Genomic DNA, 20,265 nt, shown 5'->3' on the forward strand with positions numbered 1-20,265 from the left:
GGCGGTGCGACGGCCTACCCGAAGTTCCGTCCTTCACCCCGGTACGTCGGCACGGTCTCCACGACCTCGGCGCCACGGACGAGGTGAACCTGGTCGAACCGCTCCATCATCTCCCCCGCCTTCGCGTGCCGCAGCCAGACCCGGTTGCCGGTGTGCAGCCGGCCGTCGGGAGAGAGCCCGCGGGTCACGCGCAGCGGGGTCTGCACCTCGCCGGCGCCCTCCGGGCCGCTCAGGGCGTAGCCGGGCGTGAACAGGCGGGGCAGGCGTGCGGCACCTGCCTTGCCTGACGCCGCGTACCCGCCCGCGAACGCCGTCACCCAGCCGGGCGCCGGCTCGCGCACGACGTCGAGCCCGAAGAACGCGGCCGGGCGCGCCTGGAACGAGCGGTAGCCGTCGAACAGGCCGGGCACGTACAGGCCGGAGCCCGCGGTGACCTCGGTGACGCCGGGAGCGCCGCCGCTCACCTCGATGGAGCCGGTCCCACCCGCGTTGACGAGCTCCACCTCCTGCCCGACGGCGTCCCGCACCGCCGCGAGGATCAGCACCCTGCGCTCGTTCACCTCGCGCATCGAGAGGCGCTTGACGAGCCGGACGGCGGGACTCGTGTCGGGCAGGCCCGCCACCTGGGCCTCGTAGAACATGAGGCCGCGCACGCTCAGCCCCTTCGCCTGGGCCACGGTCGCGAGGGCCGCCACCTCGCCGGGCTCGCGCAGCGGCGAGCGCCGCACCCCGAGGTGCGCGGTCAGCGGACCGGCTCCGACGCGCAGCGAGCAGTCGACGTCCAGGCAGATCTTGATCGGGCCGGCGGTCGTCGGGCCGTCTGCCCCGCCGGCCAGCTCCTCGGCGACCGCGATCAGGCCGAGGTGCGCGACGTCGTCGACCATCAGGGTGATCTCGGCGCGGGCCGTCGCGTCGGACGCCAGGTCGATCAGCGCCTCGCCGTCCACCGTCGGGTAGCCAACGAGCACGTCGCGCACACCCTCGCTGACCAGCCACAACGCCTCGCGCAGCGAGTACGCCATGACCCCGGCGAACCCGTGCCCCCCTGCACGCTCGACCAACGAGCGCACACGCACCGACTTCGACGCGACGCGGACGGGAACGCCGTCGGCACGCTTGAGGAGGTCGAGCGCGTTGGCGTCGAACGCGTCCAGGTCCACGACGGCGACGGGCGCGGGCAGTCCGGACGTGGCGGCCGACAGCCGCGCGACGGTGTCTGCTGCGGAGCTCATGACCGCACGCTACTCCTCCGGCTCCGGGCCTGACGTGGCCCACCGGGGTGATCCGCACCCGAGATCTTGGCTCTGGTTCGCCGCGCAGGGGCGTGCGATAGTGCATCCGTGATCTGGACGAACTGGGCACGCACCGTCAGCGTGACGCCTGTACGGCAGGAGCAGCCGGCCTCGGAGGACGAGCTGTCCGACGCCGTGCGCCGCGCGGTGCGGGAGGGCCACCAGGTCCGCGTCGTCGGCGGCGGGCACTCGTTCGCGCCGGCAGCCGCGACGGACGGCGTGCAGCTCAACCTCGACCGGCTGAACGCCCTGCACCGCGTCGAGCGGGATCCCGACACCGGCCATGCCCTCGTCACCGTCGGCGCAGGCATGCGGCTGCGGCAGCTCAACCGGATCCTGGCCGAGCGCGGGCTGGGCATGCAGAACCTCGGCGACATCGACCAGCAGTCCGTGGCCGGCGCGATCTCTACCGGCACGCACGGCACCGGCGCCCGGTTCGGCGGTCTCGCCACCCAGGTGCGGGCCCTGACCGTCGTCGGACCGGACGGCGAGGTCGCCCGCGCCACGCCGACCGAACGGCACGACCTGTTCGAGGCATCCCGGCTCGGGCTCGGCGCCACGGGCGTGCTCAGCACCGTGACCATCGAGGCCGTACCCGCCTTCGACCTGTACGCGGTCGAGGAGCCCTGGCCGCTGGACCGGATCCTGGACAACGTCCACGACCTCGTCGCGGACAACGACCACTTCGAGTTCCTCTGGTTCCCCGCCACGCAGCGGGCGCTCACCATGCGCAACATGCGGGTCGAGCCAGAGCGGAACGCCGGTTCGCGCATCGGCAGCCGCGGACGAAGGCTCGCCGGGGCGGCCCGCACCTTCCTCGACGAGGAGGTGCTGTCGAACGGGCTGTTCGAGGTCACCAACCGGATAGCGACGGCGTTTCCCGCGACGACACCGGCGCTCGGTGAGCTCGCGACGCGCGCGCTGACGGCCCGCCGGTACACGGCCCCTGCCCACGAGGTGTTCTGCACCAACCGTCGCGTGCGGTTCCGGGAGATGGAGTACGCGATCCCGCGTGTCACCGTCGTCGAGGTGCTGAGCGAGCTCGACGCCTGGCGGCGGTCCGCCGGCGAGAACATCCCGTTCCCCGTGGAGGTGCGCTTCGCTCCGGCCGACGACGTCTGGCTCTCCACCGCGTACGGCCGCGAGACCGCCTACGTCGCCGCACAGCAGTACTGGCGCCTGCCGCACGCACGCTACTTCGAGGCCGCCGAGCGGATCTTCACCGCCGTGGGCGGTCGTCCGCACTGGGGCAAGATGCACACCCGCGACACCGAGTACCTTGCCGGCCAGTACCGCCGGCTGCCGGACTTCCAGCGGGCCCGCGCGGCCGCGGACCCCGAGGGCGTGTTCGCCAACCCCTACACGCGGCGTCTCTTCGGCTGAGCCCGAAGCGGAACCGCAGGCTCAGCCGACATGGGCAGAGCTTGAGCCCGCCCCGTCAGGGCTCCATCTCGTCGAACACGTCGTGGGCCAGGACCGCGAACCCCTCGCGAGCGGCCTCGTCGTCCTGGTCCACCATCCACGCGAGCTCGATGCCGTCGATGCGGAGCGCCGTCATGCGCGCGAGGGTGCCGACCTCGGTGCGGTACTTGACGCCCGCGACGTCGGCAAGCCGCTGCAGGTACTCCCTGGTCATGGCGATGCTCTGCTTGAGGTGCGCCTGCGCGACCTCGCGCAGCACGGGCGTCCGCGCACCAGAGACCGCGAACTCGAACGTCAGCAGCCGCATGTGCTGGTTCTGCTTGAGGCCGATCAGCAGCGCCTCGACGGTGCCCTCAGCGAGTGCCTTTCGGTCGGGTCCGACGTCGAGCGCCGAGAGCACCGGCTCCGAGGCCCGCATCGCGATCGCGCGACCCATGGCGCGCAGCATCGCGTCCTTGTCGTCGAAGCAGTAGTGCACCGTGCCGAGGGAGATCCCGGCCTCCTGCGCCACCCGGCGCACGGTCACCGACTCGACTCCCTCACGCATGGCGACGCTCAGGCCGGCCTCGACGATCTCGGCACGCCGTTCGTCGAGCGGCTTGCGCTTGTTCATACCTGACTCCCGACCTCGGGTACGACGAGCGCCGTTGCGATCGCCGCGACGCCCTCGCCGCGACCCGTCAGACCGAGCCCGTCCGTGGTGGTGGCGGTCAAGGACACGGGCGCGCCCATGGCGGCGGACAGAGCCGCCTGTGCCTCGTCGCGCCGCGCGCCGACCCGCGGATGGTTTCCGATCACCTGGACTGCCACATTACCGATCATGTACCCGGCAGCCCGAACGCGCCTCGCGGCCTCGGCGAGCAGGGTGGTCCCTGACGCTCCCGCCCACTCGGGCCGGCCGGTCCCGAAGTGCGAACCGAGGTCGCCGAGGGCCGACGCAGAGAACAGCGCGTCCGCCGCCGCATGGGCAGCCACGTCGGCGTCGGAGTGCCCCGCCAGGCCGCGCTCCCCTGGCCAGTGCAGGCCCCCGAGCCACATCTCACGGTCGGAGCCGTCGGGCGCGAACGCGTGCACGTCGATCCCGATCCCGGTACGGGGCAGCGGGTACGCGGCCGGAGCCGGTCGCAGGGGGTCCGGCGTGCTGGACGGGTCGGTCATGCGTTGGTCTCCTGCAGCACGAGGGATGCGAGCCACAAGTCGCGCTCGGTGGTGATCTTGAAGGCCGCCGCGTCACCGGCGACCATGTGGACCGGCTCGCCGAGGGCCTCGACGAGACCCGCGTCGTCGGTCGCCGCCAGGTGCTCGGCGACGGCCCGGCCCGCACCGGTGCGGTGCGCGCGGACCAGCAGGTCGTGGGCGAACCCCTGGGGCGTCTGCACGGCCCGCAGCATCGAGCGGTCAGGAGTGCCCGTGACCAGCTCGGCGTCGCCGTCGGGACGTACCTGCTTCACCGTGTCCGTGACGGGCAGCCCTGGCACGACGGCGCCGTGACCGCTGCGGACGGCACCGACGACCCGCTGGACGAGGTCCGACGGGACGAGGGGCCGCGCGGCGTCGTGCACGAGCACGACGTCGTCCCCCGGACGCGCGAGGGCGAGCCCCGCCGCTACCGACGCCTGCCTGGTGGGGCCGCCGTCGGTCACCTGGACGGGGATCCGGATGTGCGGATCGCCGGCCAGGAGGTCGGTCATCACGCCGACCAGGCCGTCCGGTGCTGTCACCACGAGGGAGTCCACGACGCCCGACGCCGCGAGGCGTCGCGCGGCGTGCAGCACGAGTGGAAAGCCTTCGAGATCGACCAGAGCCTTCGGCAGGTCGCGCCCTAGTCGGGATCCCGAGCCGGCGGCCGTCAGGATTGCAAGGGTCGTCATCTCGTCGCGGGTCCCCACAGGATCATGATTGAAGCGAAGGATCCCGTGGGGCGCGAGCACCGGGTCCTGACTGGTACGTCAGACGTGCGAGGGATCCTGTGGGTAAGTCAGGAAGCGAGAACCTCGTCGAGGATCGCTTCCGCCTTCTCCTCTTCGGTGTGCTCGGCCAGAGCGAGCTCAGACACGAGGATCTGGCGGGCCTTGGCAAGCATTCGCTTCTCGCCTGCGGAAAGACCGCGGTCGGCGTCTCGGCGGGACAGGTCGCGAACGACCTCTGCCACCTTGATGACGTCGCCGGACGCAAGCTTCTCGAGGTTCGCCTTGTAGCGGCGTGACCAGTTGGTGGGCTCTTCGGTGTACGGCGCGCGGAGGACCTCGAACACGCGGTCGAGGCCCTCTTGGCCAACGACATCGCGTACGCCAACCAGGTCGACGTTTTCCGCCGGAACCTCGATGGTGAGGTCACCCTGGGCAACCTTGAGCTTGAGGTACATCTTTTCTTCGCCGCGAATCTTGCGGGTCTTGATCTCTTCGATCAGCGCCGCGCCATGGTGCGGGTAGACAACCGTCTCGCCTACTGTGAACGTCATCTGCAGATGTCCCCTTTCCCTGAAACCAGGTTACCACGGCGTGATCTCAAGAAGTTGCGCCCTTGGGGTTGTCGGTGTACTGGTAACAGCAGTGTTTCCGCAGGTCAGAGCGCTGCGCGCGGGGGCGTTTCAGGCGGTCATCGCCTCATGCCCCTCGGTCGGATCGTTCCGTAGCCGTGACCGTTGCCACGCCCTGACCGGGCATTTCGCCCGCGGTCGCGATGCGCGGGTACACCCGGGGGACCATTAGGATGTGGCGGGGATCCGACCCCCCAGCCGAACCATACGAACACCAGGGAGTTCACCGTGTCCCGTCGCGCCACCGCCGCCCGAGGCGCCCGCACCATCGCCCTCGCAGCGGCCTCCGCCACGGGGGCCCTCCTCCTGGCGGGCTGCGCCCCGAGCACCACGACGCTGAACTACGACCCGTCCGACGGCGTAGGGGTCTCCGTGCTCGGCGAGGAGAGCAGGGACCTGCGCGGCATCAACCTGCTGGTCGTGGGGACGGCAGAGGGCGAGCCCGGCAACCTCCTCGGCGCGCTCACCAACGAGACCCAGGACGACACGTCGTTCACGCTCGAGACCCCGGACGGCGCACCCGTGTCCGTGGACGTCCCCGCGGGCGCGACCGTCTACCTGGGCACGGCTACCGGTGAGACCGTCCAGATCGACACGTTGAGCGCGCCCCCGGGCAGCTACGTCGACGCGACCCTGGCCGCCGCTGGCGAGACCAAGGAGTTCAAGCTGCCGATCCTCGACGGCACGCTCCCTGAGTACGCGGACAGCCTGCCGTCGACCTCGCCGTCTCCGTCTCCGTCTCCGTCGGAGTAGGCCACTGAGAACGGGGTTGTGTTCCTCAGGAGACCCCTGAGGAACACAACCCCGTTCTCGACCCGCCGTGCCCTACAGGCCGGCGACCGTCACCCGAAGCGGCCCGAGACGTAGTCCTCGGTGGCCTTCTCCACCGGTGACGAGAAGATCGTCGCGGTGTCGTTCATCTCGATCAGGCGGCCCGGCTTGCCGGTGCCCGCGATGTTGAAGAACGCCGTCCGGTCGCTCACGCGCGCAGCCTGCTGCATGTTGTGCGTGACGATGACGATCGTGTAGTCCTTCTTGAGCTCCTGGATGAGGTCCTCGATCGCCAGGGTGGAGATCGGGTCCAGGGCCGAGCACGGCTCGTCCATGAGGACCACCTGCGGCTTCACCGCGATGGCGCGGGCGATGCACAGGCGCTGCTGCTGCCCGCCCGACAGGCCGGAGCCCGGCCGGTCCAGACGGTCCTTGACCTCGTTCCAGAGGTTGGCGCCACGCAGGGACGCCTCGACCAGTTCCTCGGCGTCGGACTTGGAGATCTTGCGGTTGTTCAGCTTGACGCCCGCCAGCACGTTGTCCTTGATCGACATCGTGGGGAACGGGTTCGGGCGCTGGAACACCATGCCGATGTTGCGGCGAACCGCCACCGGGTCGACGTCGTCGCCGTAGAGGTCGACGCCCTCGAGCTCGACCTTGCCCTCGACGTACGCTCCGGGGATCACCTCGTGCATGCGGTTGAGCGTGCGCAGGAAGGTCGACTTGCCGCAGCCCGACGGGCCGATGAAGGCCGTGACGGACTTGGGGTCGACGGTCATGGAGACGCCCTCGACAGCACGAAAGTCGCCGTAGTAGATGTTGACGTCCTTGACGTCGATGCGCTGGGCCATCGTGAAGTTCCTTCGGGCTGTGGCTTCGGTGAGCTGAGGAGTGGGCGGGGTCAGCGGGTCTTCGGTGCGAACCAGCGGTTCACGAGGCGACCGGCGATGTTGAGGAGCATCACGATCGCGATCAGCGTCAGGGCGGCGCCCCACGCGTTCTGCAGCGCGATGTCCGCCACGCAGTTCGCCTGGCCTTCCTGGCAGGGTGCGCGACCCTGGCTGTACTGCCGGTAGATGAACACCGGCAGCGTCATCATGCGTCCCTCGGACGGGTCGAAGTTGATCGAGTCCGTCACACCGACCGCGACGAGAAGCGGCGCCGTCTCACCGATCACGCGCGCGACGGCCAGCAGCACACTGGTGGTCAGGCCCGCCACCGACGTGCGGAGCACGATGCGGACGATCGTGAGCCACTTGGGCACGCCGAGCGCGTACGACGCCTCCCGGAGCTCGTTGGGCACGAGCTTCAACATCTCCTCGCAGGAGCGCACCACCACGGGGATCATCAGCACCGACAGAGCCACGGCGCCGATGAGGCCGAACCGGGCACCTGACCCGAAGAAGATCGTGAACAGCGAGACCGCGAAGAGACCGGCGACGATCGACGGGATACCCGTCATGACGTCCACGAAGAACGTCACCGCACGGGCCAGCGGGCCGCGCCCGTACTCGACCAGGTAGATGGCGACGAGGATGCCGATCGGCACCGAGATCAGCGTTGCGCAGCCCGTGATGATCAGCGTGCCCATGATGGCGTGGTAGATGCCGCCGCTCGGGTCGCCGCCGAAGATGCCGCGCATCGAGTACGACAGGAAGTCGACGGACATGCGGCCCGCACCACTGAACAGCACGGTCCAGAGCAGCGACACCAGGGGGATCATCGCCAGCGCGAAGGCGAACCAGATGAGGCCCGCCATGATCCGGTCGGTGCGCCTACGGCGCGGTTCAGCGGTCGTCAGGAGCGCACGGGTGTACTCCGTCGAGTCCTTGGTCGTCGTGTCGGTGCTCATCAGTTGGCCCCCGAGAAATCCTTGCGGCGGGCAACGATGGCCCGTGCGGCCATGTTCACCGCCAGCGTGATGACGAACAGCGCGAGGCCGGTGGCGATCAGCGCATTGACGGCCAGGCCGCTCGCCTCCGGGAAGTCCAGGGCGATGTAGGCGGCGATGGTCTGCTGCTGCGCCGCCTCGAGGATCTTGAACGAGTAGAGGAAGCCGGGCGACAGGATCATCAGCACGGCCATGGTCTCGCCGAGCGCCCTGCCGAGGCCGAGCATCGCGGCGGAGATGACGCCGGACTGGCCGAAGGGCAGGACCGCCGTGCGGACCATCTCCCACCGGGTGGCGCCGAGCGCCAGCGCCGCTTCCTCGTGCAGCTTGGGGGTCTGCAGGAAGACCTCCCGCGAGACCGCGGTGATGATCGGCAGGATCATCACGGCGAGCACCACGGAGACGGTCGCCATGGTCCGGGCCGTCGACGACACGTCGCCGGCGAACAGCGGGAACCACCCGAACCAGTCGTTGAGCCACACCCACAGGGGTGTGACAGCCGGTGCCAGGACGGTAAATCCCCAGAGACCGTAGACGACCGACGGGATTGCCGCGAGCAGGTCGACCAGGTAGCCGAGGACCTGGGCGAGCCGGCGCGGCGCGTAGTGCGAGATGAACAGCGCGACCCCCATCGCCACCGGTGTGGCGATGAGCAGGGCCAGCACGGCGGCGAGCAGCGTGCCGAAGATGAGCGGTCCGACGTACGCGATGAACGACGTGTCGTCGGGGTATCTCGGGACGGCTTCCGCCAGAGCGTCCGGGCCCGCCGTCATGGCAGGCCACGCCCGCACGATCAGGAACAAGGCGACGGCAGCGAGGGTCGCGAGGATCAGGGCACCAGCCCCTGTAGCGATCCAACGGAAGGTCCGGCTGAAGCCCCGTTCGGTGTCGCCGCTCGACCGTCGGCGCCGGACCGGCGCCACGGGAGCGGGCGGGCTGTCAGTGGTGGTCACAGATGGTCCTCGGCTCGTCGTGTCTGTGTGAGGTCAAGCCTGGCACAGCCGTGCCGGTGACCGGGCCACGAGCGCATCCTGTGCTCGTGCGGCCCGGCCACCGGCCGGGTGTACTACCAGGTAGTACTCGGCAGCTGAGGTCAGCCGGCCGTGATCGCCTCGACCGACGGCAGGAACTGCTCGCGCAGCTCGGCCGAGAGCGGGGCGGAACCCGCCGACTCGGCGGCCGACGACTGGCCCTCGTCGCTCAGGATGTAGGTGTAGAAGCCCTTGACCAGGTCGGCCGTGGCAGCGTCCTCGTACGTGGCGCAGGCCAGGTGGTACGAGACCAGGACGATCGGGTAGGTGCCCGCGATGTCGCGCTGGAGGTCGTAGGCGAAGACGTGCTCGCTCGTGCCCTCGACGCGCGGCGAACCCTCGACGACGGCGGCGGCGGCCTCCGGTGTGTACTCGACGAACTCGTCGCCGACCTCGACGGCTACCGTGCCCAGGTCATCGATCTGCGACGCGTCGGCGTAGGTGATGGTGCCCTCGCCGGCCTGCGCCGCGCTGACCACGCCGGAGGTGCCCTGTGCGGACTCCTGGCCCTCGACGGGCCAGATGCCCTCGGGCTCGTAGGTCCACACGTCCGGGACGACCGTGTGCAGGTACTCCTGGAAGTTCTCGGTGGTACCGGAGTCGTCCGACCGGTGCACGACCGTGATGTCCGAGCTGGGCAGGTCGGCGTCAGGGTTGTCGCCGGCGATCGCCTCGTCGTCCCAGGCGGTGATCTCGCCGGCGAAGATGCCGGCGATGGTCTCGGCGGACATGTTCAGGGTGTCGACGCCCTCAAGGTTGAAGGCGACCGCGACGGGAGAGATGTACGCGGGGTACTCGATGACGCCACCCTCACCGCACTGCGCCTCGGCGGCAGCCAGCTCCTCGTCGTCCAGCGCGGCGTCCGAACCGGCGAACGGGTAGCTGCCGTCGGCGAAGCCCGTGCGGCCACCGCCGGAACCGACGGGGTCGTAGTTCACGGTGACGTCCGGGTACTGGCTCTGGAAGCCGGCACGCCATGCCTCCATCGCGGACTCCTGCGACGACGCACCGCCACCATTGAGCTCGCCGGAGAGGTCCATGGCGCTCTCCGAACCTTCACCGGTCGGGTCGGCTGCACCCGGGTCGGACCCGCAGGCTGCGAGGCTCAGCGCGAGCGCGCCCACCATGACAGCTGAGCCAACGCGGGGGAATCGGCTGATCTTCACGTGTCGTTCCATCCTGTTCAAGTCGTACGCGCGGCGATCGCCGGCGCGTCAGTTGGGACGCTAGGCAGGTGGAGTGACCTGCTCACCAGATATAGGTAAACGGAAGGTGAACAAGCCCGCGTGGAGCGGGTGATCCGCACCACCTCCACCATGGCACGCCCTGGCTTTCCCCACCCGTCAGGCCGCCCCTCGGGGGTCGTCCTGCGCCTGACCGACCGCCTGGTCGTCCGCCTGGCCGTCCACCTGGCCGTCCGGGCGTTCCTGGGTCAGGTAGATGGCTTCAGCGGCGTCGGAGATCCACGCCTGGAGGTCGGGCGAGATGACCGCGCTGCCCGCTGCGGTCGCGGCGCGCTCCTGCCCCTCGGCGGAGGCGACGTACTCGACGAACTCCTTGACGAACTTCCCCTTCGCCCTGTCCTCGTACCGCGAGCACACGACGAGATAGGAGACGAGCACCATCGGATAGGCGAAGGGCTTGTCGATCTTGCGGTCGAGCACGAACGCGAGGTCGTGCTCGTAGCGGTTCTCGATCCGTGGCGAGACGTCGACGACGGCCGCCGCCGCCTCGGCGCTGTAGGGCACGTACTCCTCGCCCACCTTGATGGCGACGCGGCCGAGGTCGGCCGTCGCGGAGGCGTCCGCGTAGGTGATGCCGCCCGGCGTCGACCGGACGGTGTCGGTCACGCCGCTCGTGCCGTCGGCAGCGAACCCCTCGGGCAGCGGCCACAGACCGTCCGGCTCGTGCGGCCACGAGTCCGGCGCGGTCGCGTGCAGGTAGTCGCCGAAGTTCTCGGTGGTGCCCGAGTCGTCGGACCGGTGCACCGGCGTGATCGTGAGCCCTGGGAGCTTTGCCTCGGGGTTCGCCGCGACGATCGCCGGGTCGTCCCACCGGGTGATCTTGCCCGTGAAGATCCGCGCGATCAGGTCGGACGACAGGTTCAGCCGGTCGACGCCCTCGAGGTTGAAGGCCACGGCGATCGGGCTGATGTAGACCGGCAGGTCGATGGCGTTCCCGCCGTCGCACGCCGGACCGGACTGCGCCATCTCCTCGTCGCTGAGGGCGACATCGGAGGCGCCGAAGGCCGACTTGCCCGCGAGGAAGTTCTCCCGCCCGTCACCGGAGCCCACGGCGTCGTACTCGATCACGGCGTCGGGGTGCTGCTCCTGGAAGCCGCTGATCCAGGCCTTCATCGCCGATTCCTGGGACGAGGCGCCGGCCCCGCGGAAGCTGCCGACGACGAACGCCTCGGGGTCGACGCTTGGCTCCTCGCCCGCCCCGAGGCCCGGCAGCGCGACCCCGCCGCAGCCGGCGAGCGGCAGCACGAGGGCGCCCGCGGTGGCGGCCGAGACGAGACGGGTGTAGAGGGAGGTGCTCACGGATCGCGAAACTACTCACGAGCGGGGTCCCGTGAGCAAACACCAGGTGAACGGAAGGTGACCTTCGGTTTGATCCCCCGTGACGTACGACACGCTACGGCCGTACGCCGAGGGGGCTCACCCCTCGTCGTCGGCCAGCTTGTAGCCGAGGCCACGCACCGTGAGCAGGTACTTCGGCGTGCCAGGGTCGGGCTCGATCTTCGAACGGATGCGCTTCACGTGCACGTCGAGCGTCTTGGTGTCGCCCACGTAGTCGGCGCCCCAGACGCGGTCGATGAGCTGCCCACGGGTGAGCACCCGGCCGGCGTTCCGCATCAGCAGCTCGAGCAGGTCGAACTCCTTGAGCGGCAGGGCGACGCTCTCCCCTGACACGGCGACGGTGTGCCGCTCCACGTCCATCCGGACCGGCCCCACCTCGAGCACCCCGTCCTCGTCGTGCTCCCCCGAGTCGTTGGGCTGCCGGCGCCGCAGCACGGCACGCACGCGGGCCAGCAGCTCCCGGTACGAGTACGGCTTGGTCACGTAGTCGTCGGCGCCGAGCTCCAGGCCCACCACCTTGTCGATCTCCGAGTCCTTGGCGGTCAGCATGATGACGGGGACGTCACCGCGTGCCCGCAGCTCCCGGCACACCTCCGTGCCCGACAGCCCGGGCAGCATCAGGTCGAGCAGCACCAGGTCCGCCCCCTCCGCGTCGTACGCAGCGAGCGCCGAGTTGCCGTCGGCGGCCTCGACCACCTCGAAACCCTCGCGGGTCAGCTGGTACGTCAGCGGGTCCCGGTACGACTCTTCGTCCTCTACCACCAGGATGCGCGTCACGCACCTACCTCCTCGTTCTTCGTGGCCCCGTTGTCGGTGGCCTTGTGCTGCCCCTGCTGGTCCTGCCGTCCCGCTCCTTCAGGCGGGGTTCCGGCCGGGTCGCCCCGGTCCGGCACGTCGTCCTGCTCCGCACCGTCACGGACCACGTCCACCAGCGGCGGCGGGGTGACCCGCCCGGCGCGGGACCCACCGTCCGGCCGGTCAGCGGACGGGATCCGCAGGGTGAAGGTCGAGCCCCGGCCGGGCTCCGACCACATCGTCACGTCGCCACCGTGGTCGGCCGCGACGTGCTTGACGATGCTGAGGCCCAGCCCGGTTCCCCCAGTGTCGCGCGAGCGCGCTGGATCTACCCGGTAGAAACGCTCGAACACGCGGTCCTGCGCGTCCTCCGCGATCCCGACACCCTGGTCGACGACGGCGATCTCGACGAGGCCGCTGCGCTCGTTCACCCCGACGCCGACGCGGCTGGCCGGTCCGGAGTAGGCGACGGCGTTGTCCACCAGGTTCCGGACCGCGGTGACCAGGAGGTTGTGGTCGCCGTAGACCTCGGTGTCCAGGTCCCCGCCCATGGTGATCGCGATGTTCTTGGACTGCGCGGTGGTGCGGGCCCGGTCGACCGCCTCTTCCACGACCTCGCGGATCGGGACAGGGGTCAGCTTCGGCACCGCGCCGGCGCCCTGCAGGCGCGACAGCTCGATGATCTCCTGCACCAGCGCCGACAGGCGTACCGCCTCGCGCTGCATGCGTTCGGTGAACCGGCGCACCGCGACGGGGTCGTCCGCGGCGTCGGCAACGGTCTCCGCGAGGAGCGCGAGGGCACCCACCGGTGTCTTCAGCTCGTGGGAGACGTTGACCACGAAGTCCCGGCGGATCGCCTCGACCCGTCGTGCCTCCGTGCGGTCCTCTGCGAGCACCAGCAGCCGCTCCAGGCCCAGCGGCGCGACGCGTACCTGCAGCAGCACCGTGCCCTGGCCCACCGGGCCGCGGGGCAGCTCCAGCTCCTGCTCGCGGATGACGCCGTCGCGGCGTACCAGGGCGACCAGGTCGGTGATCGCCGGGTGCACCAGGGCGTCGTTGCGCACCACCCCCAGCGCGTAGGCCGGCGGTGACGCCCGGATCACCTCGTCCTCGCCGTCGAGCACGACGGCGGCCGAGCGCAGCACCGAGAGCACGCGGACGAGACCCGCGTCGAGCTCGTCGGGTTCTGCCTGGGGCAGGGCATGCTGCTGCCGCTCGGAGACGCGGAAGGCCACGGTGGCAACCACGCCGACGATCACGCCGAGGATCCCGGCGGCCAGCACCGGTACCCCGGAGATGATTCCGTCCACGAGTCCAGGGTAGGTCGACGTTTCAACCGCAGGTCGACGTCGGCGGGCGCTCTGACGATCGTGTCGCCTACTGTTCATGTCAGGGAGGAAGATCGTTAACCTCCCGGTACATCGCGCCGTCGAACCTTGGCGGGTGCGGGCGGTAGCTGTGCCGTGCGCCGTTCCGGTACTTGTCCGGGCGGTCGGCCCGGCCGCGCGTCAGCCCTGCCCGCCCTCGGCGGCGCGACAGCGGACGCGTACCCGTCCGTGCGCCCCGAGTGCGAGAGGAAACCGATGCGACAGATCTTCGAAGCTGAGCTCCAGCAGGTCGGAGACGACCTGACCGAGATGAGCAGGCTCGTAGAGTCCGCCATCACCCGTGCCGGCACAGCGCTGCTGGAAGCCGACCTCCAGCTGGCCCAGGAGGTGATCGCCTCCGACAAGACCATCGACTCCCTCGAGGACTCCCTGGACGCGCGCTGCGTGCACCTGCTGGCGCAGCAGGCCCCGGTCGCCACAGACCTGCGCATCGTGGTGAGCGCCCTGCGCATGAGCTCGTCGCTCGAGCGCATGGGGGACCTCGCCCGCCACGTGGCACAGGTGGCACGCGGACGCTACCCGGCGCAGGCGATCGTGCCAGAGGCACGAGAGACCTTCGTGAACATGCACGACGCCGCTGTGCGCGTGGCCCAGCGCACCACCAAGCTGCTCGCCACGCGCGACCTGACGGTGGCCGAGGCGCTCGAGCGGGACGACGACCGGCTCGACGAGCTGCACCAGGAGTCGTTCAACAAGCTCCTTGCGCCCGAGTGGCAGGGCACCGTCCAGGAGGCGGTCGACGTGACGCTCGTTGCTCGTTACTACGAGCGGTTCGGCGACCACGGCGTGTCGGTCGCCCGCCGCGTCACCTTCCTCGTCACCGGAGACTTCCACGACGAGTAGGGCACCCACAGACGGCTCCGCCGTCGAGCACGCTTGTTGCCGCTCCCGGTCCCCGGGGGCGGCAACAACTGCATGGGGCGTGGATGGCAGGATGGAGCCATGACCTACACCCTCGTGCTGCTCCGCCACGGCGAGAGCGAGTGGAACGCGAAGAACCTGTTCACCGGCTGGGTGGATGTAGCCCTCTCCGAGAAGGGCGTCGAGGAGGCGAAGCGCGGTGGCGCGCTCCTCAAGGAGGCCGGTGTGACGCCGGACATCCTGCACACGTCGCTGCTGCGTCGCGCGATCATGACGGCGAACCTTGCGCTCGACGTCGCCGACCTGCACTGGATTCCCGTCAAGCGGAGCTGGCGTCTCAACGAGCGCCACTACGGCGCTCTGCAGGGCAAGGACAAGAAGCAGACGCTCGAGGAGTTCGGTGAGGAGCAGTTCATGCTCTGGCGCCGCTCCTACGACGTACCGCCGCCCGAGATCGAGCTGGGCTCGGAGTTCAGCCAGGACAGCGACCCGCGCTACGCGGACGCCCCGCTGATCCGCACCGAGGCGCTCAAGCTCGTGCTCGACCGCGCCCTGCCGTACTGGGAGAGCGAGATCGTGCCCGACCTCAAGGCGGGCAAGACCGTGCTCGTGGCCGCCCACGGCAACTCGCTGCGCGCCCTGGTGAAGCACCTCGACGGCGTCTCGGACGAGGCCATCGCCGGGCTGAACATCCCGACGGGCATCCCGCTGGTCTACGAGCTGGACGAGGAGACCCTCGCGCCGGTGAAGCCGGGCGGTACCTACCTCGACCCGGAAGCGGCGAAGGACGCGATCGCCGCGGTAGCCAACCAGGGCCGCTGACCCACCCCTTTTTCCACCCACCGAGGTAGGGCTGCGGCAAGACCGAACCGCAGCTCTACCTCGTGACGTGGTGCTTTCTTGCCTCTTCGTAGACATCCAGCATCTCGTCGGCGGCGCGGTCCCAGGCGAAGCGGGCGGCGGACTCGCGGGCACCGACCGCGAGGCGGGCGCGGAGCGCTTCGTCGTCCAGGAGGCTCTTGAGGACCAGTGCCCAGCTCTCCGGCTCGTGGTCGGGCACGAGGACACCCGACACACCGTCCTCGACCACCGTGCGCAGCCCGCCCACCGCTGCGGCCACCACCGGGGTGCCCGACGCCTGCGCCTCTGCCGCGACCAGGCCGAACGACTCGCTGTGCGACGGCACCGCCACCAGGTCGACCGCACGGAAGTAGCGGGCCAGCGTCCGCTGGGGCACCGGCGGACGCACCCGCACATGGTCGGCCACCCCCTCCTGGTAGGCGAGCGCCTCGAGCTCACGGACCGCCGTCGGCCGGCCCGACGCGCCGCCCAGCACCACGAGCAGCGGCGGCTGCCCGTCCCCCTGTGACCAGATCCGCTCCCCCAGGGCCCGCACCAGCACGTCGGGGCCCTTGAGCAGCTGCACGCGCCCAGCGAACAGCACGATCTTCCGGTCCACCGGCAGCCCGAGGCACTCCCGCAGCTCCGCCCGCTGCCGGTCCCGATCGGCAGGCTCCGCCCCGGTGGTGTCCGGGAACGGGGAGAACACCCCGAGGTCCACGCCCGGCTGCACCACGCGCACCCGGTCGGGGTCGGCCCGGTAGTCGCGCACCAGCTCGCCTGCCTCCTGCTCGGTGTTCGCGACCAGGGCGTCCGCCTCCGCGACCACCTGCTCCTCGCCGATGATCCGGCCCTGCGGCTCTGGGGCGTCCCCTGGCGCGAGGGACGCGTTCTTCACCCTGGCCATGGTGTGCATGGTGTGCACCAGCGGGACGTCCCAGCGCTCCGCGGCGAGCCAGCCCACCTGGCCCGACAGCCAGTAGTGGGTGTGCAGCACGTCGTACCAGCCCTCCGGCCGGTGCGCCTCCGCACGCAGCACGCCCGCGGCGAACGCGCACAGCTGGCCGGGGAGGTCGTTCTTGTCCAGCCCCTCGTACGGCCCCGCTGACACGTGCACGACGCGGATCCCCGGCTCGGCGTCGGTCACCTTGGGCTGCGCTGACGACGTCGCCCGCGTGTAGATCTCCACCTGCGCGCCACGCCGCGCGAGCGCCCGGGACAGCTCAAGCACGTACACGTTCATACCGCCGGCGTCGCCCGTTCCGGGCTGCTCGAGCGGCGACGTGTGCACGGAGACCATCGCTATCCGGAGCGGACGAGGGGTGTCCGGCTCGTCGAGGCCCTGCGGCAGGCTGTCGCGCATCATGCCTCCAGCACGCACGCAGGCACTGGTAGCTCCAGCCGGTCCGTGACGTCGCCCCTGCCCGACGCGGGGTCGAGCCGGACCGAGATCAGCTCGTCGGCGTTCTGCGCCGCCACGATCACGATGCCGCCGTCGGCCAGGACCGCGTGGTGGCGCGGCCACGCACCCGCGCCCAGGTCGATGTCGGACATGTTCTCGATGGTCAGGTGCCCGACGTCGGCGGGGCCGTCCGATCCGGGAACGGCCTCGCGGACCCGCAGCACCGACAGGACGTCCGGACCGCGCACGCCCACGTGCACCAGGTCGCCGGCGACGGTGATGTGCGAGGGGTAGCCGGCGGCGCCGTCGGGCATGGTGCGTGCCGTGATCGCAACGGAACCCACGTGCTCGAGGCGGCCGGGACCTGCTGGGACCAGGACGTGCAGCCGGCAGTCCAGCTCACCGACGAGCAGGATGGTGCCGTCGGCCAGCTCGACCAGGTGACGCGGACCCGTTCCCGGCGGCAGCACGGCGGCGACCTCGCCGCTCGACGGCGCAGCGGCGTCCGGGGAGCCGGGCTGCTCGAGGGGGTAGGTGCGCAGCTCGTCGGTGCCGAGGTCCGACACGAGGACGCGGTCGCCCCACACGTGCGCGAAGTGGGCGTGCGTCCCCTCCTGCCGGTCGACGACCGGGCCGGACCCCTCGTGGGTGAAGGTGGTCGGCGCACCGAGCGTGCCGTCAGGGCTCAGCCCGACGACGGCAGCCGTCCCGTCACCGTAGTTCGCTATCCAGGCAGCGGTGCCGGTCGTCACCACGTGGCACGGGCTCTCGCCGCCCGAGGCGACGCTGCCGGCGGGGGCGAGCGCTCCGGCGTCGGACACCCGGAAGGAGCTGATGACGCCGGCGTCCGCCTCGGTGACCGCGAGGAGCGTCCGGCCAGAGGGGTCCAGCGCCAGGAAGGACGGTGCCGCGACGGGCGCGACGAGCTCACCGCCCGCGAACTGACCGTCCGGGTCGATGCCGACGCGCCAGATGCCCTCTCCCGCGCCGGGGGCGCTCCCCGCCGTCGGATAGGTACCGATCCACAGGGCAGCGGTCGAGATGCTCATGCAGCCAGCCTAATGACGTTTCGCCGGTGCTCTTGCCGGAATGCACGACGCCCCGGCCGCCCCCGTCCTGGGGGCGCCGGGGCGCAATATGCCGTCGTGTCGGCGATGCGTCAGCCGTTGGCCTTCGCGTATGCCTCCTGGACCTCCGCCGCAATGCGACCGCGGTCGCTCACGGTGTAGCCATTCGCCTTGGCCCATTCACGGACCGCCGCCGTGTCACTGCCGGAACGGGACCGGCGAGCGGTGGCAGTGCGCGCAACCGGCGACTTCACCTTGCGTGCGTGGCCGACCCACGAAGCAAGCGCGTCACGCAGCTGAGCCGCGTGCTCGGCATTGAGGTCGATCTCGTAGGAGACGCCGTCGAGGCCGAAGTTCACGGTCTCATCAGCGGCACCGCCATCGATGTCATCTTCGAGAACGAGCTGAACCTTCTGAACCATACGGGTACTTCCCTTCCGCGCCACAAATTCCGGGGTTAGTTCGTGAGCATGCCGCACTCAATATTGACATGTCAATAATGGACATGTGACACCGATCACGAAAACTTCACCCGGGGGGTGGTGAAGTGCGTGGATTTGATCCGGAAGGTCGGCAGGGATAACCTCGGCCGCGCGGATCAGCGCGAAGTGGAATTCGGCGTGTTTTCTGCCGTCGCCGCCATGCCTTCGCGATCCATTCGGTCGAGGGCCTCTCGCTCGTGACGGTCGGCGCGAAAGATCTTGCGCATCGAAAACCAGAACAACAGGCCGACACCCACCGAGGGCGTGAGCCCGGCGAGCACTGCAAGCGTCGTATCCATCACAAGATCCTCACAAACTCATCTGCGCCGATTGAAATCTCAAGCGTGCGGCTTCACCAGCGGGAAAAGGATGGTCTCGCGGATGCCCTGGCCCGTCAGCGCCATGAGCAGGCGGTCGATGCCCATGCCCATTCCGCCCGAAGGGGGCATCGCGAATTCCATCGCGGTCAGAAAGTCCTCGTCCAGCAGCATGGCCTCGTCGTCGCCCGCCGCAGCCATCCTGGCCTGTGCCTCGAAGCGCTCGCGCTGGATCACCGGGTCGACCAGCTCTGAATAGCCGGTGGCCAGCTCGACGCCCCTGACGTACAGGTCCCACTTCTCGACCTGTCCCTTTTCCGTGCGGTGGTCCCGGGTGAGCGGTGACGTCTCCACCGGAAAGTCCATCACGAACGTCGGGGCGGACAGGTGGTCGCCCACCCGGTGCTCCCAGAGCGTCTCGACGAGCTTTCCGTGATTCTGGATCTTCTTGTTGCCGACCTCGACATCGAGGCGCTCGGCGATCTTCTCGAGTTCCTCGACCGACGTGTCGCCGGTGATCTCCTCGCCAAGGCTTTCCGACAGGGAGGCGTACATCCGCAGGTTTGCCCATTCCCCGCCGAGCTCGTACTCGGAGCCGTCCGGAAGGGTCACCAGCGTGGTGCCGAGAACGTCGCGGGCCGCCGTCTGCACCAGGTCCTTGGTGAGAGCGCCGATGGTGTTGTAATCCCCGTACGCCTCGTACGCCTCGAGCATGGCGAACTCCGGCGAGTGGGACGAGTCCGCGCCCTCGTTGCGGAAGTTCCGGTTGATCTCGAAGACCTTCTCGACGCCGCCGACGACTGCCTTCTTGAGGAAGATCTCCGGCGCGATGCGCAGGAAGAGGTCCAGATCGTACGCATTCATGTGGGTCGAGAAAGGCCGGGCCGTCGCGCCCGATGCAATGGTCTGCAGCATGGGGGTCTCGACCTCGAGAAAGCTGCGGCGGTGGAAGTTCTCGCGCAGAGAGCGCACCACACCGGCGCGCAGGCGCACCATGTCGCGGGCCGCGGGGCGCGCGATGAGGTCGACGTAGCGCTGCCGCACCCTGGCCTCCTCGGAGAGGTCCTTGTGCAGCACAGGGAGGGGGCGCAGCGCCTTCGCCGCCATCTGCCACTCGTCCGCGAAGATGCTCAGCTCGCCGCGGCGCGACGATCCGACGCGACCGTGCAGGAAGAGGTGGTCGCCCAGGTCGACGTCGGTCTTGAAGGCCGCGAGCGCCTCCTCGCCGAGCACGGCAAGGCTCAGCATGCCCTGGAGGCGGTTGCCCTCGCCGTCCTGCAGCGTGACGAAGCAGAGCTTGCCGCCGATGCGGATGAAGACCACCCGGCCGGCGACGCCGACGACGTCGTCCGTCTCCTGGCCGGCCTCGAGGTGGCCGTAGGCGGTGCGGACCTCGGTGATGGCGTGCGTGACCGGCACGGTGACCGGGTACGCCTCGGTGCCGCGCGCCAGGAGGCGCTCACGCTTCTCGCGCCGGACCCGCAGCTGCTCGGGCAGGTCGTCGGTCGGCGGTGTCGCGGCGCTCTCGGCAGCGGAGTTCTCGTCAGTCACCCGAGCGATTCTATCGGTGCGGACCACCCGCTGA

Annotated in this window: 21 protein-coding genes; 4 read left to right on the plus strand and 17 right to left on the minus strand. The window is 70.0% G+C overall.

Annotated elements, in window-relative coordinates; translation table 11 throughout:
- Window positions 1-14 precede the first annotated feature (14 nt).
- A complete protein-coding gene (locus ACFS27_RS08460; protein WP_377181890.1) occupies window positions 15-1,232 on the minus strand; it encodes an amino acid deaminase/aldolase in 1,218 nt (405 codons plus the stop codon).
- Window positions 1,233-1,340: 108 nt separating this feature from the next.
- On the opposite strand from ACFS27_RS08460, the gene ACFS27_RS08465 reads away from it, so the two are divergent.
- Complete coding sequence (locus ACFS27_RS08465; RefSeq protein ID WP_377181892.1) at window positions 1,341-2,675, plus strand: D-arabinono-1,4-lactone oxidase; 1,335 nt, start codon at window positions 1,341-1,343, stop codon at window positions 2,673-2,675.
- 55 nt (window positions 2,676-2,730) lie between these two features.
- On the opposite strand, the gene ACFS27_RS08470 is transcribed toward ACFS27_RS08465, so the two are convergent.
- The 4 genes from ACFS27_RS08470 to ACFS27_RS08485 all read right to left on the minus strand — a co-directional run bounded on the left by ACFS27_RS08470 (window position 2,731) and on the right by ACFS27_RS08485 (window position 5,175).
- Window positions 2,731-3,327, minus strand: a complete 597-nt coding sequence (locus ACFS27_RS08470) for a TetR/AcrR family transcriptional regulator (RefSeq protein WP_377181894.1) — start codon at window positions 3,325-3,327, stop codon at window positions 2,731-2,733.
- Window positions 3,324-3,872 carry a 2-C-methyl-D-erythritol 2,4-cyclodiphosphate synthase gene (ispF, locus tag ACFS27_RS08475; RefSeq protein ID WP_377181896.1) on the minus strand — a complete coding sequence of 183 codons (549 nt, stop codon included), beginning with the start codon at window positions 3,870-3,872 and terminating at the stop codon, window positions 3,324-3,326. The genes ACFS27_RS08470 and ispF overlap by 4 nt, the downstream gene beginning before the upstream one ends.
- Window positions 3,869-4,585: a 2-C-methyl-D-erythritol 4-phosphate cytidylyltransferase gene (gene ispD, locus ACFS27_RS08480; RefSeq protein ID WP_377181898.1), complete on the minus strand. Its 717-nt coding sequence runs from the start codon at window positions 4,583-4,585 to the stop codon at window positions 3,869-3,871. Before ispD ends, ispF begins: the two co-directional genes overlap by 4 nt.
- A 107-nt stretch (window positions 4,586-4,692) precedes the next feature.
- Window positions 4,693-5,175 (minus strand): CarD family transcriptional regulator, encoded by a 483-nt coding sequence (locus tag ACFS27_RS08485; protein ID WP_020017968.1) that lies wholly within the window; start codon window positions 5,173-5,175, stop codon window positions 4,693-4,695.
- A gap of 306 nt (window positions 5,176-5,481) precedes the next feature.
- Between ACFS27_RS08485 and ACFS27_RS08490 the strand changes: the two genes are divergently transcribed.
- The gene (locus tag ACFS27_RS08490; protein ID WP_377181900.1) at window positions 5,482-6,006 is read left to right on the plus strand and encodes a hypothetical protein; all 525 of its coding nucleotides are present in this window, start codon (window positions 5,482-5,484) and stop codon (window positions 6,004-6,006) included.
- An 89-nt stretch (window positions 6,007-6,095) separates the two neighbouring features.
- Here ACFS27_RS08490 and pstB read toward each other — a convergent pair whose 3' ends face one another.
- The 7 genes from pstB to ACFS27_RS08525 form a co-directional block, all read right to left on the minus strand.
- The gene (pstB, locus tag ACFS27_RS08495; protein WP_377181902.1) at window positions 6,096-6,875 is read right to left on the minus strand and encodes a phosphate ABC transporter ATP-binding protein PstB; all 780 of its coding nucleotides are present in this window, start codon (window positions 6,873-6,875) and stop codon (window positions 6,096-6,098) included.
- Window positions 6,876-6,925: 50 nt separating this feature from the next.
- Window positions 6,926-7,876, minus strand: a complete 951-nt coding sequence (gene pstA / locus ACFS27_RS08500; protein ID WP_377181904.1) for a phosphate ABC transporter permease PstA — start codon at window positions 7,874-7,876, stop codon at window positions 6,926-6,928.
- A complete protein-coding gene (gene pstC / locus ACFS27_RS08505; protein ID WP_377181906.1) occupies window positions 7,876-8,868 on the minus strand; it encodes a phosphate ABC transporter permease subunit PstC in 993 nt (330 codons plus the stop codon). The genes pstA and pstC overlap by 1 nt, the downstream gene beginning before the upstream one ends.
- A 140-nt stretch (window positions 8,869-9,008) precedes the next feature.
- Window positions 9,009-10,112, minus strand: coding sequence for a phosphate ABC transporter substrate-binding protein PstS (locus tag ACFS27_RS08510; protein WP_377181908.1), 1,104 nt, complete (start codon window positions 10,110-10,112; stop codon window positions 9,009-9,011).
- 177 nt (window positions 10,113-10,289) lie between these two features.
- Window positions 10,290-11,489, minus strand: a complete 1,200-nt coding sequence (gene pstS / locus ACFS27_RS08515; protein ID WP_377181910.1) for a phosphate ABC transporter substrate-binding protein PstS — start codon at window positions 11,487-11,489, stop codon at window positions 10,290-10,292.
- 117 nt (window positions 11,490-11,606) lie between these two features.
- Window positions 11,607-12,305 carry a response regulator transcription factor gene (locus ACFS27_RS08520; RefSeq protein WP_377181912.1) on the minus strand — a complete coding sequence of 233 codons (699 nt, stop codon included), beginning with the start codon at window positions 12,303-12,305 and terminating at the stop codon, window positions 11,607-11,609.
- On the minus strand, window positions 12,302-13,633 hold the full coding sequence (locus ACFS27_RS08525; RefSeq protein WP_377181914.1) for a sensor histidine kinase: 1,332 nt from the start codon (window positions 13,631-13,633) through the stop codon (window positions 12,302-12,304). The genes ACFS27_RS08520 and ACFS27_RS08525 overlap by 4 nt, the downstream gene beginning before the upstream one ends.
- 273 nt (window positions 13,634-13,906) lie before the next feature.
- Here ACFS27_RS08525 and phoU point away from each other — a divergent pair, with 273 nt between their 5' ends.
- Window positions 13,907-14,554, plus strand: a complete 648-nt coding sequence (gene phoU / locus ACFS27_RS08530; RefSeq protein ID WP_377181916.1) for a phosphate signaling complex protein PhoU — start codon at window positions 13,907-13,909, stop codon at window positions 14,552-14,554.
- Between the two features lie 99 nt (window positions 14,555-14,653).
- The gene (locus tag ACFS27_RS08535) at window positions 14,654-15,394 is read left to right on the plus strand and encodes a phosphoglyceromutase (RefSeq protein WP_377181918.1); all 741 of its coding nucleotides are present in this window, start codon (window positions 14,654-14,656) and stop codon (window positions 15,392-15,394) included.
- A 55-nt stretch (window positions 15,395-15,449) separates the two neighbouring features.
- Here ACFS27_RS08535 and mshA read toward each other — a convergent pair whose 3' ends face one another.
- The 5 genes from mshA to lysS form a co-directional block, all read right to left on the minus strand.
- A complete protein-coding gene (gene mshA, locus ACFS27_RS08540) occupies window positions 15,450-16,775 on the minus strand; it encodes a D-inositol-3-phosphate glycosyltransferase (RefSeq protein ID WP_377181920.1) in 1,326 nt (441 codons plus the stop codon).
- Window positions 16,775-17,863 (minus strand): lactonase family protein, encoded by a 1,089-nt coding sequence (locus tag ACFS27_RS08545; RefSeq protein WP_377181922.1) that lies wholly within the window; start codon window positions 17,861-17,863, stop codon window positions 16,775-16,777. The genes mshA and ACFS27_RS08545 overlap by 1 nt, the downstream gene beginning before the upstream one ends.
- 110 nt (window positions 17,864-17,973) lie before the next feature.
- Window positions 17,974-18,303 carry a histone-like nucleoid-structuring protein Lsr2 gene (locus ACFS27_RS08550; RefSeq protein WP_275005664.1) on the minus strand — a complete coding sequence of 110 codons (330 nt, stop codon included), beginning with the start codon at window positions 18,301-18,303 and terminating at the stop codon, window positions 17,974-17,976.
- Between the two features lie 176 nt (window positions 18,304-18,479).
- A complete protein-coding gene (locus ACFS27_RS08555; RefSeq protein WP_377181924.1) occupies window positions 18,480-18,662 on the minus strand; it encodes a hypothetical protein in 183 nt (60 codons plus the stop codon).
- A gap of 39 nt (window positions 18,663-18,701) precedes the next feature.
- Complete coding sequence (gene lysS, locus ACFS27_RS08560; RefSeq protein ID WP_377181926.1) at window positions 18,702-20,231, minus strand: lysine--tRNA ligase; 1,530 nt, start codon at window positions 20,229-20,231, stop codon at window positions 18,702-18,704.
- Between the last annotated feature and the right edge of the window lie 34 nt (window positions 20,232-20,265).

Origin of the sequence: Promicromonospora vindobonensis, from assembly GCF_042685865.1 — a bacterium.
In the GTDB taxonomy this organism is placed as follows: domain Bacteria; phylum Actinomycetota; class Actinomycetes; order Actinomycetales; family Cellulomonadaceae; genus Promicromonospora; species Promicromonospora vindobonensis.